Origin of the sequence: Streptomyces sp. ASQP_92 (assembly GCF_025399895.1) — a bacterium.
Lineage (GTDB): Bacteria > Actinomycetota > Actinomycetes > Streptomycetales > Streptomycetaceae > Streptomyces.
Genome location: NZ_JAODUA010000007.1, coordinates 205,706 through 217,387, shown reverse-complemented (window position 1 = coordinate 217,387; position 11,682 = coordinate 205,706). Strand labels below are relative to the sequence as shown.

Genomic DNA, 11,682 nt, shown 5'->3' with positions numbered 1-11,682 from the left:
GGAACATGCGAGACACGAACGAACACCACGAATCCGGCTCTTACGACTCCCACTCCCGTGGGTCCGAGGCCCACAGGGCCCATGAGGCCGCATCCCGTACATCCGCGTCGCACGGTTCGCCGGCCGAGCCCCGGATCACCCTGCGCGGCCCGGCCGAACTGGCCGACGCGCTGCCGTACTTGCTGGGGTTCCACCCGACCGACTCCGTCGTGCTGGTCGCCCTGCACGGTGAGAGCGGCAGGTTCGGCGGCCGCGTCCGGGTGGGCCTGCCCGCTTCGCCCCAGGAGTGGCCCGACATCGCCGACCAGCTCGCCGAGTGCCTGGTGTCGGGAAGCGAACGACGTGGACCCCGGCCGGACGGGATCGTCGTCTTCCTCTGCCAGGACCCGTCGCTGGACGGCACCGGGCGCGCGGTGATGGAGCGGCTGCGGCCACTGGCCCAACGGCTCCGCACCGCGTGCGGCACCCTCGACGTACCCGTGCGCGAAGCACTGTGCATTTCCGACGGGCGGTACTGGTCGTACTGCTGCCCCGACAACCGCTGCTGCCCGCCGGAGGGCAACACACTCGCCCTGCCCGGCACCTCCGTGATGGCGGCCGCGGCGACCTACGCGGGGATCCAAGTCCGAGGATCCTTGCGGGAGATGGAGGAGCGGTTCGCGCCGTGGCGATCCGCCGCGGCGGCCGACCAGGAACGGGCCCTCGACGCGGCGGCCGCGGAGATGTTCCCCCGCGTCCTCGAACGGGGGGACCGGCGCAGCGTCGCCGACGAGACGCTCGACCTGGCGGCCCGGCTCATGCGTCGCATCGCGGACGCCCCGGAGCCGGCACCCGGCACGGGCTCGCTCTCGTCGGCCGGCCGCGGGGCGGGCACCCTGCTCCTGGGCGGGAACGCGTCGGACGACCTGGACGACAGTCTCATCGCCCACGACGAGGCGGCGGCCGTGATCCTCGGCCTCCAGGACCGCACGACCCGCGACTGGGCCGCCGAATGGATGGAGGGGGCCGACGCGGGGCCCGCCCTGCGCCTGTGGCGAGCGCTGGCCCGCCGATGCGTCGGACCGTACGCGGACCACGCCGCCGCGCTGCTCACGCTGGCGGGCTGGGTCTCCTGGTCGACGGGCGACGAACCCCACGCCCGGGTGGCCTTCAACCTGGCCCTGCGGGCCGACCCCGACTACCGCTTCGCCCGCCTCCTCCACCAGGCCTGCAACCAGGGCCTCGACCCCGAAGAACTGCGCGTCTGCCTCCGCGAGGAACGCGCCGCGAGGCTCGCGGAACAGGATGCGGCGATGCGCGGGACCGAGCGATCGACGGCCCCCGAGGGCGCGTTCCCCGCTCAGGACCTCCTCGAAGGGGAGCCTCCTGCGGCACCCGTCGATTCACCCGTACTCATCGACCCCGCCGGGGAGGCCCCGACTGCTCCCGCCGGCCTCACCTCGCAGGTCCCTCCCACACCCGAGACCGCCGAGACGCTCACGGCGCCCATTCCTCGCCGGGCGCCTCGCCCCAAGACGCCTCGCAAGTCCACGCCGTCGCACGCGAAGAAGAGCCCCAATTCGCACCGGCAGAGGGGGAGTTCGGCCCGTACGGGACGCGTCAGCCATGAATCGACGCGCCCCGAATCCACCCGCCCCGAATCCACCCGCCCTGAATCGAGCCGCTCCGAATCCGCGCGCGCCGAATCCGCGCGGTCCGGATCCAACCGCCCCGGATCGAGTTGCTCCGAATCCACCCGACCCGAATCCACCCGGCCCGGTCTCGACCGCCCTGACGGGAGCGCCGGCCGTTCCGAGCCCCGGGCCGGGACGCAGGGTGAGCCCCGGCCCGAGCCGCGGAAGGTGCGCGACCGGGTCCGCAGCCGGGGCGGGGTGAGGGTGAACGGGGAGGAGTGATGGCGCGGGAGAGGGTGGCTGCGCCCCCGCCCCGGAGTGCGGCGGTCAAGGATGGCGCTCGGGGGGCGTCGGAGGGAGAGGGGCGCGGGGGGTACGGCCGGTCGGGCCCGGGGAGGGGGCCGGCGGGGCGATCCGTCCGTGACCCGGTCGAGGCCCGCGGCGTTCACGTGGGTGGCGGCGCGGCACCGGGCACCGCGTCGCACGGGCGGCGGCAGCCGCGCCCGGACCGCCGCCGTCGTCGCAGCCCGGATCGCGCAGAAGGGTACGCAATGGCGCCCACCGCACCGTCCCGCCCCGGCACCGGGAGCACGCCGGGACCGGTCCCGCCGAGGCCCGCCGGGCCGCTCGGCGAACTCCCGGCCGTGCACGCATCCGTGATCTGCGTGGCCCTGCCCGGCCTCGCGGTGTCGCCGGAACACGGACAGCTCACCGGGCACGGCCTCGAAGGCTTCTACCAGCACGGCCGCCGGGTGCTCTCCCGTTGCCAGTTGAGGGTGGCGGGGCGGGATCCGATCGCTGTGCAGGGCAGGTCGATATCGGCCGACCGCGCCCGGTTCCTGGCCGTGGTGCGCACAGCGGCGGACAGCGGACCCGACCCCGGGATCGCCGTCGAACGACTCCGGCAGGCGGACGGCACCGAACGGATCACCCTGACCAGTTCCTCGGCCAGGGCGCTGAGGATCCCGGTGGAGATCGCGCTCGGTACCGACCTCGCCGACCTCGGCGCGGTCGCCTCCGGCCGCACCGGACCCGAACTGCCCGCCAGCGTCCATGACTCGGGAATGCGCTGGAGTTCGGGCGGCGCGTACTGCGCCGTGACGGCCAAGCCCCCGCCGACCGACGCGCTCGCCTCCGCCGGAGTGCTGCGCTGGGCCGTGGAGCTGCCGCCGGGCGGCTCGTGCACCATCGAGCTGACCATCAGGACGGGCCGGCCCGTGCGGCCGCCCGGTCATGGGGCGAGCCCCCTGCCCACCACCGGGGAGACCAGGGCGGAGAGCGACGATCCGAGGGTGGCGGGCCTGTTGCACCGCAGCCTCGACGACCTGCGGGCCCTGCTGATCCGCGACCCGGCCCACCCGGCCGACCTCTACGCGGCGGCCGGTGTCCCCTGGCGGTGCGGGGCGGCGCCCGCCGAGGCGCTCTGGGCGGCGCGGATGGCGCTGCCCCTGTCCACGCGCCTTGCGGCGGCCACCCTGCGCACCCTGGCCAGAAGCCAACTCGCCGGCCGTGGACCGGAGTTGGGGCTCATTCCGGGCCCCTTCAGGGATGCCGGGCCCTATCTGCCGCCCGGCTGCACGGGAGTGGAGGCCACCCTCGCGTTTCCCGTGGTGCTCGCGGAGGCGCGGAGGTGGGGCCTGCCCGAGGCGGAGGTGGCCGAGCTGCTGCCCGCGGCCGAGCGGTGCCTGCGCTGGCTGGCCACTGCCCTGGACGACGGCGGCGGCGGTGACGGCTATCTCGCCGAGCGGGGTCCCGGGGCCGCCGGGCTCGTCCGCGCCGAGACCCAGGCCCACGTCCACCGGGCGGCGCTGCTCGGCGCGGAACTGCTGCGCGAGTGCGACCGTCCCGGCGCGGACGCCTGGCTCGCGCGGGCCGCGGCGCTCAGGGAACGGTTCCGGGCGGACTTCTGGCTGGACGACCTCGGCGGCGGCCGGCCCGCCGCGGCCCGTACCGGCGACGGACGGCCGGTACCGCTGCTCGGCGCGGGCGCCGCCCACCTGCTCGACACGGGGCTGCTCGGCGGCGGACGCCTCGCCCCCGGGCTCCTGGACAAGGTGCAGACCGAGCAGCTGGCCCGGCTGCTCGGTGGCCCCGCCATGGACTCCGGCTGGGGACTGCGCGGGCTCGCCGTCAAGGAGCCCGGGTACAACCCGTTCGGGCACCGGGCCGGCGCGGTACGGGTCCACGAGAGCGCCGTCGCCGTCGCGGGCCTGGCCGCCGCCGGGTACGAGAAGGAGGCCGTCGCCCTGCTGCGGGGAGTCCTGGCCGCCTCGGAGGCGTTCGGCCACCGGCTGCCCGAGATGTACGCGGGGGAGCAGCGCACCGCGGACAGCGTGCCCGTGCCCCATCCGGCCGCCTGTCGTCCGGCGGCGGTGGCGGCCGCTGCCGGGGTCCAGTTGCTGACCGCCCTGGCCGGCATCCGCCCGGACGCCCCGGCCAGGACGGTCGTCCTCGACCCGATGCGGTCGGCCCCGCTCGGCGCGGTCCGCCTCGCGGGCCTGAGCGTCGCGGGGGAGCCGTTCACCGTACGGATCAGCAGGCTCGGGGTGGGCATGGTCGAGGAGGCCGCCCCATGGCTCCAGTTGGGAGGCTGAGCGCGACCGGTGGCCCGCGAGGTGCGCCCGGGAGAAGAAGTGCCGGACGATGTCGAAGGGAGTGTTTATCGTCAGGCAGACGACTATGATCGCCGCATGTCGCCCTACGACCCGTCGGCCTTTCCGCCCTTCGCCGTGACCGTCGATCTGGTCGTGCTGACCGTGCGTCGCCACGCGCTCTGCGCGCTCGTGGTGCGGCGCGGGGAATCACCGTTCCAGGGGCGCTGGGCGCTGCCCGGCGGATTCGTCCGCGAGGACGAGGACCTGTCCACCGCGGCGGCCAGGGAGCTCGGTGAGGAGACGGGGCTGTGCGCCTCGGACCCGTCGGCCCCCGCGCTCGCCAACGGTGCCCACCTCGAACAGCTCGCCACCTACGGCGACCCCCGGCGCGACCCCCGGATGCGCGTGGTCAGCGTGGCGCACCTCGCCCTCGCCCCCGACCTGCCCGCCCCGCGCGCCGGCGGCGACGCGCACAGCGCCCGGTGGGCCCCCGTCGAGGACCTGCTCGGCCAGGAGGGCGGCTTCGGGCGCGACGGCGAACAGCCCGCGCCGCTCGCCTTCGACCACGCGCGGATCCTGGCGGACGGGGTCGAGCGCGCCCGGTCGAAGATCGAGTACTCCTCGCTGGCCACAGCCTTCTGCCCGGCCGAGTTCACCGTCGGCGAGCTGCGCCGGGTGTACGAGGCGGTGTGGGGCGTCGCCCTCGACCCGCGCAACTTCCACCGCAAGGTGACCGGCACCCCGGGCTTCCTGGTCCCGGCCGGCGGCACCACGACCCGACAGGGCGGTCGCCCCGCCCAACTGTTCCGCGCCGGCGGGGCGACCCTGCTCAACCCCCCGATGCTGCGCCCCGAGGTCTGACCCCGCCGCGGCGAACCGGGATGGGCCCGCGCCGCCGGGTCCTGGGGTTGCGGAGGGGGGACGCCTCGCCGGGCGCCCCGGCGCTCTGCACCCCGACGCCCCGTACTCAGCGCTCTGCACACCCGGCGCTTCGCGCGTAAAGGCCTGACGCCCGGGGGCGCCTCCCCCAACGCTGCACGAAAAGTCCTAAATGTCGCGTTATCTTGCTGCGGTACCCGCCCAGCCGCCGAGCGGTCTCACCTACCGCGAGAGAAGCGATGCTCCAGGCAATCGGACTGACCAGCGCGCCCCGCCGAGACCTCCCGCCCGCCGTGGACGACCTCACCTTCGAGGCGAGACCCGGCCAGCTCACCGCCCTGCTCGGCGTTCCCGGATCGGGCCGTACGACGGCTCTGCGCCTGATGCTCGAACTCGAACCCGGCCGGGGCGTGACCTACTTCCGCGGCCGCCCGCTGCATCAACTCGCCCATCCCGCCCGCGAGGTGGGCACGCTCCTCGGCGATGTGCCCGGCCACCCGGCCCGCACCGTCCGGGGACAGCTCAAGCTCATGTGCACGGTCGCCGGAGTCCCGGTCTCGCGTGCGGAGGAGATGCTCGACGTCGTCGGCCTCCGCGGCCTCGCCGACCAGCGCCTGGGCACCCTCTCGCTCGGCATGGACCGCCGCCTGGGCCTCGCCGCCGCCCTGCTCGGCGACCCGCACACCCTCCTCCTCGACGAGCCCGCCGAGGGCCTCTCGCCCCGCGAGAACGCCTGGCTGCATGGACTGCTGCGCGGCCACGCCGATCACGGCGGCACCGTCCTGTGCACCTTCGCCGACCCCAAGGAGGCGGCCCGGCTCGCCGACCGGGTGGTCACCATCGACGGCGGCCGCCTCGTCGCCGACCAGGACGCCACCGAGTTCGCCCGCACCCGGCTGCGCCCGCGCGTCGCCGTCGCCACCCCGCACGCCGCCCGCCTCGGCGCCCTGGTCAGCCGCGAGGCGCGCGCGGCCCACCGCTCCGTCGAAGTGGTCGCCGAGGACGGGAACCACCTGTCCGTGTACGGCAGTAGCTGCGCGGAGGTCGGGGAGACCGCCTTCCGCAACGGCGTGCTGCTCCACCAACTCGCCGACGAGATCGGCGAAACCGGGCCGAGCGTCACCGTCCCACCCCGGGAACGGACGGGCCCGCCCCCGGGTTCCCACTCGCCGCCCCTCGCCCGCCACCCGGCCCGAACCCCGCTGCGCCCCCTGCGCTACGAACTGCGCAGGTTCCTCGGCGTACGGACAACTTTCCTTCTGGCGGCGGGAGTTCTGGCCCTCTCGGCGGTCCTCGCCGTGCTGCTCGCGCGGTCCGGGCACACCCCGCAGCCCCGCCTCCTCGCCGCCTGGCCCGGCCTGCTGCCCCTGCCGCCCGCGGCGCTCGGCGCGGGCCTGTTCGGCGCCCTCGCCTTCGGTGACGAGTACCGCTATCCCGCACTCGCCGCCGACCGCGGCACCGTCCCGCGCCGGCTGGGCCTGCTCGCCGCCAAGCTCCTGGTGACCGCGGCCGCGGCCCTGGTGCTCGCGGCCCTCGCGGTGGCGGTCGACCACGAGGCCCTGCGCCTGGTCTACGGAGCCGGTGTAACCGGGCGGCCGCAGGAATGGCTGGGCCTGGGCGCGGGCTGGGCCGGTCTCACCGTCGGCTGCGCTTGGGCCGGACTGCTCGCCGCCGGGATCTTCCGGGCCACCACCGCGGGTCTCGCGGCGGTGCTCGCGGTGCCCGTCGTCGTCGTACCGCTGCTCAAGAAGGCCGTGGACGGGCGTTCGGTGCGCTCCGTCGCCGGGCTTCCCGACCGGCTGCGCGACCTGGCGTGGGTGCGGTGGCCGCACGCGCTGGACCACTGGCTCATCGCCGCCCTGCACTTGGTGGCCGAACCCGTCGGAGCCGCGCTCGCCCTCTCGCTCACCGTTCTGATCTGCGCCTATCTCTTCACGGGGCTGCGCGCGAGGGCCCGTTGGTGAGCCGGAGGCGACCGGCGAGGAGGGTTCTGTCCGCAACTCCCTTGGGAATGCCCGCTTCTTTCCGATAAAGCGTCAATTGCGGGGGTGGCGGTGATCACCCTTTCGTGTGCTTTTCACCAAAGACCTCAAGGGCCGCCGGAGTCCCGCCGACAAAGGGTGCATGAGCACCCTTGCGCACACCATGATGACCGCCCGCACCGCCGACACCGGCCTCTCGGCCCAGGGCGAACTCGACCGCTACGCCTACGGGGAGGCGCGCCCCGCAGGCCGGATCGGCGCCCCCTCCTGGGACGGCGGGGACACGGAACTCGGCCGGGTGGGACGGCGTGCGGCGGGCAGTCGCGGCCGCGGCCTGCACGGCCAACTCGTCCAGCAGCTCGGTCAGATGATCGTCTCCGGCGACCTCGGCTCGGACCGCCCGCTGGTGCCCGAGGAGATCGGCCAGCGCTTCGAGGTCTCCCGCACGGTGGTCCGCGAGTCCCTGCGTGTGCTCGAGGCCAAGGGCCTGGTCAGCGCCCGTCCCAATGTCGGCACCCGGGTCCGCCCGGTCAGCGACTGGAACCTGCTCGACCCCGACATCATCGAGTGGCGCGCCTTCGGCCCGCAGCGTGAGGACCAGCGCCGCGAGCTGGCCGAGCTGCGCTGGACCATCGAGCCGCTGGCCGCCCGACTGGCCGCCGGCCACGGCCGCGAGGACATTCAGCAGCGTCTCGCCGACATGGTGGAGATCATGGGCCACGCCCTCACCCAGGGCGACTCGCTCACCTTCTCGCGGGCCGACGCCGAGTTCCACTCCCTGCTGATCCAGCTCGCCGGCAACCGGATGCTGGAGCACCTCTCCGGCATCGTCTCGGCCGCGCTCCAGGTCTCCGGCTCCCCGGTCACCGGCTGTGACCGCCCCTCGGAAGGCTCCCTCGCGCACCACGGGCGGATCGTCGACGCGCTCGCCAACGGGGACCCCATCGCCGCCGAGACGGCCGTGCGCCAACTGCTCACCGTCCACCCGGAGGTGGAGCGGGTCGTCCCCGCCCCGCGCGAGCACTGACCGCAGCCCAGCCACCGGGCCGTGCCGCCGGACTCCACAGGGGTCCGGCGCACCCCGATACGGTGGCGCATACGGGGTATCTGCCCCTTATGGGCCCCTGGTCGCCTTTGGGGTGTGACTCGGGCCACGAAGATTGCGCGTAACACTCCTCGGAACCATGCGATGACTTAAGAGGTAACAGCCGAGGAGGAATACAGCCGCCATGCGTGGCGCTGTGCAGCTCCGAGGTTCAGCCCGCGCCCCCGGCACATCCCCAGCCGGTGGTCGTCGGCTCCGGCCCGATCCTGGGCGGGGCCGGAAGCCGTTTTCCATCGTTTCGAGAGGTTGTTCGTGTCGGCCAGCACATCCCGTACGCTCCCGCCGGAGATCGCCGAGTCCGAGTCTGTGATGGCGCTCATCGAGCGAGGAAAGGCTGATGGACAGATCGCCGGCGATGACGTGCGTCGGGCCTTCGAAGCCGACCAGATTCCGCCGACCCAGTGGAAGAATGTTCTGCGCAGCCTCAACCAGATCCTCGAGGAAGAGGGTGTGACGCTGATGGTCAGTGCCGCGGAATCACCGAAGCGCACCCGCAAGAGCGTCGCAGCGAAGAGCCCGGCGAAGCGCACCGCCACCAAGACGGTCGCGGCCAAGACGACCGTGACCACCACCAGGACCGTCGCCGCCTCCGCGGCCCCGGCCGAGGACGTGGACGTGCCGGCCGACGAGGCCGAGGACGCCCCCAAGAAGGCCGTCGCCAAGAAGGCGGCCGTGAAGAAGACCGCCGCCAAGAAGACGGTCGCCAAGAAGACCGCGGCGAAGAAGACCGCCGCCAAGAAGGGCGACGACGACGAGGCCGCCGACGGCGAGGAGCTCCTCGACGAAGCCGCGCCCGGCAAGGGTGACGACGAGGAGCCCGAGGGCGAGAGCAAGGGCTTCGTCCTGTCCGACGAGGACGAGGACGACGCGCCGGCCCAGCAGGTCGCCGTCGCCGGCGCCACCGCCGACCCGGTCAAGGACTACCTGAAGCAGATCGGCAAGGTCCCGCTGCTCAACGCCGAGCAGGAGGTCGAGCTCGCCAAGCGCATCGAGGCGGGCCTGTTCGCCGAGGACAAGCTGGCGAACGCGGACAAGCTGGCGCCGAAGCTCAAGCGCGAGCTGGAGATCATCGCCGAGGACGGCCGCCGCGCCAAGAACCACCTCCTGGAGGCCAACCTCCGTCTGGTGGTCTCGCTGGCCAAGCGCTACACCGGCCGCGGCATGCTCTTCCTGGACCTCATCCAGGAGGGCAACCTCGGTCTGATCCGCGCGGTCGAGAAGTTCGACTACACCAAGGGCTACAAGTTCTCCACGTACGCCACCTGGTGGATCCGTCAGGCGATCACCCGCGCCATGGCCGACCAGGCCCGCACCATCCGTATCCCGGTGCACATGGTCGAGGTCATCAACAAGCTCGCGCGCGTCCAGCGCCAGATGCTCCAGGACCTGGGCCGCGAGCCCACCCCGGAGGAGCTGGCCAAGGAACTCGACATGACCCCCGAGAAGGTCATCGAGGTCCAGAAGTACGGCCGTGAGCCGATCTCGCTGCACACCCCCCTCGGTGAGGACGGCGACAGCGAGTTCGGAGACCTCATCGAGGACTCCGAGGCGGTCGTGCCGGCCGACGCGGTCAGCTTCACGCTCCTCCAGGAGCAGCTGCACTCGGTGCTCGACACCCTCTCCGAGCGTGAGGCGGGCGTGGTCTCCATGCGCTTCGGCCTCACCGACGGCCAGCCCAAGACCCTGGACGAGATCGGCAAGGTCTACGGCGTGACCCGCGAGCGGATCCGCCAGATCGAGTCCAAGACCATGTCGAAGCTGCGCCACCCCTCGCGTTCGCAGGTGCTGCGCGACTACCTCGACTAAGTCGCGGTCGTACGTCCGCCAGGGCCCGGTCTCTCTCAAGAGACCGGGCCCTGGCGCGTGTCCGCGCGTGCGGCGGACGGTGTGCTGAATGACGCTGGGTGTGCCTGTGTCACCCGAGAGTCAGGAGACCGTATGCGCCGCTTCATCGCCCGAGCCGCCTCCGGGGCGGCCGCCCTTGCGGTCACCGCCCTGGCGGCGCCGCCGCCCGCGGCCGCCGATGAGATCGTCATCGGCGGCAAGCCGGTCCAGGTCGCGGACAGCCCCTGGGTGGTGGCGCTGTCCAGCCGTGCCCGGTTCGGAGGTACGCGGGCGGGCCAGTTCTGCGGGGGAGTGGTGGTCTCGACCACCCAGGTGCTGACGGCGGCGCACTGTCTGCGCCCCGAGGTGCTGGGCATGGACGTGGCGAAGGTGTCCGATCTCAAGGTGATCGCGGGCCGCACCGAGCTGCGGACCGCCACCGAGGGCCAGGAGATCGCGGTGAAGAGCACCTGGACCAATCCCGGCTACACCCCGGCCACCAACGCGGGCGATCTGGCCGTGCTGACGCTGGCCAGTCCGCTGCCCGCCTCCTACGCGATCCCGGTGGCCACGAAGGACGACCCCGGGTACCGGGCGGGCGCCGGGGCCACGGTCTTCGGCTGGGGCGACATCTCGGGCAAGGGGAACTATCCGACGACGCTGTACGCGGGTCCGGTCACGGTGCTGTCCGAAGCGTCCTGTGCGCGCGCCTACCCGCCGAACTCGGACGAGCCGTACGACGCCGCCACCATGCTGTGCGCAGGCGATCCCAAGGGCGGCCACGACGCCTGTCAGGGCGACAGCGGGGGGCCGCTGGTGGCCGGGGGGCGGCTCATCGGGCTGGTGTCCTGGGGGAACGGCTGCGCGCTGCCGGACTACCCCGGCGTCTACACCCGGGTCGCGGCCGTGCCGTGGCCCGCGGCGGCGGCCGGCTGACGCGGGCATGAGAACGGGCGGTCACTCCCCCTGCACGGGGAGTGGCCGCCCGTCGCCGGTCCTGGACCGGCCCTGGCTCGTCGGATGCGAGGTCTCAGTGGTCCTCGTCGCCTGCGGACTCGGGCACCGCGGTGAGGCGGTCCGTCTCGTCCTGTATGTCAGCGGCGATCTTCTTCAGTTCCGGCTCGAACTTGCGTCCGTGATGAGCGCAGAAGAGCAGTTCGCCGCCGCTGGTGAGGACTACGCGAAGGTAGGCCTGTGCGCCGCAGCGGTCGCAACGGTCGGCGGCCGTCAGGGGGCTCGCGGGGGTCAGAACAGTAGTCACGTCGCCTCTTCTCTAGCTCGACGAGCTGTCGTACCAGGGTCAACATCCAACCAGGCCGAAAACGTTCCCGCTCGTGGCTTTTCCTCGAAAGTTCTTGGTCAAGGTGGCTGTCTGCTGCCGGTTGGCGGCGAATGAGCCGTATTGCGGAGCTTTACGGGTTTCGCGTTGCTTGTCTCGTTTGGCCCTCCCGGCGGGGTTGCCGGTTGTTCATGAGGACGTGCCCGGAGCCTAAATGGTTCATGCCTGAATGGGAACGTGACATCCGCATCACCCCTGCGGGGGATCGAACATGTTTGCGACGCTGGACTAGCATGAGGATTCGCGAGGGTGGCGTTACAACGGCTCTACCAGGCCTCGGTACCCTCTGACCGGCGACCGACGCCGACCCCTTACCCACCTGGGGCGCAATTGAAATTCAGCGAGG

General features: G+C 73.1%; 8 protein-coding genes. 7 read left to right on the top strand and 1 reads right to left on the bottom strand.

The annotated features are described in order from the left end of the window. The first annotated feature begins 5 nt into the window (after nt 1–5). The 7 genes from N4G70_RS18320 to N4G70_RS18290 all read left to right on the top strand — a co-directional run bounded on the left by N4G70_RS18320 (nt 6) and on the right by N4G70_RS18290 (nt 10,933). Nucleotides 6–1,895, top strand: a complete 1,890-nt coding sequence (locus N4G70_RS18320) for a DUF4192 domain-containing protein (protein WP_261713722.1) — start codon at nt 6–8, stop codon at nt 1,893–1,895. Nucleotides 1,896–2,164: 269 nt separating this feature from the next. Further along, nucleotides 2,165–4,207 carry a glycogen debranching N-terminal domain-containing protein gene (locus N4G70_RS18315; RefSeq protein WP_261713721.1) on the top strand — a complete coding sequence of 681 codons (2,043 nt, stop codon included), beginning with the start codon at nt 2,165–2,167 and terminating at the stop codon, nt 4,205–4,207. 96 nt (nt 4,208–4,303) lie between these two features. Continuing rightward, entirely contained in the window at nt 4,304–5,068 is a 765-nt protein-coding gene (locus N4G70_RS18310; protein WP_261713720.1) for an NUDIX hydrolase, read from the top strand. Between the two features lie 257 nt (nt 5,069–5,325). Continuing rightward, complete coding sequence (locus N4G70_RS18305; RefSeq protein ID WP_261713719.1) at nt 5,326–7,050, top strand: ATP-binding cassette domain-containing protein; 1,725 nt, start codon at nt 5,326–5,328, stop codon at nt 7,048–7,050. Between the two features lie 160 nt (nt 7,051–7,210). Continuing rightward, nucleotides 7,211–8,095 (top strand): FadR/GntR family transcriptional regulator, encoded by an 885-nt coding sequence (locus N4G70_RS18300; RefSeq protein ID WP_261713718.1) that lies wholly within the window; start codon nt 7,211–7,213, stop codon nt 8,093–8,095. Between the two features lie 330 nt (nt 8,096–8,425). Further along, nucleotides 8,426–9,979 carry an RNA polymerase sigma factor gene (locus tag N4G70_RS18295; protein WP_261713717.1) on the top strand — a complete coding sequence of 518 codons (1,554 nt, stop codon included), beginning with the start codon at nt 8,426–8,428 and terminating at the stop codon, nt 9,977–9,979. Between the two features lie 132 nt (nt 9,980–10,111). After that, nucleotides 10,112–10,933: a serine protease gene (locus tag N4G70_RS18290; RefSeq protein ID WP_261713716.1), complete on the top strand. Its 822-nt coding sequence runs from the start codon at nt 10,112–10,114 to the stop codon at nt 10,931–10,933. A 94-nt stretch (nt 10,934–11,027) separates the two neighbouring features. Here the strand turns inward: N4G70_RS18290 and N4G70_RS18285 are convergent, their stop codons facing one another. Beyond that, entirely contained in the window at nt 11,028–11,258 is a 231-nt protein-coding gene (locus N4G70_RS18285; RefSeq protein WP_120720925.1) for a hypothetical protein, read from the bottom strand. Between the last annotated feature and the right edge of the window lie 424 nt (nt 11,259–11,682).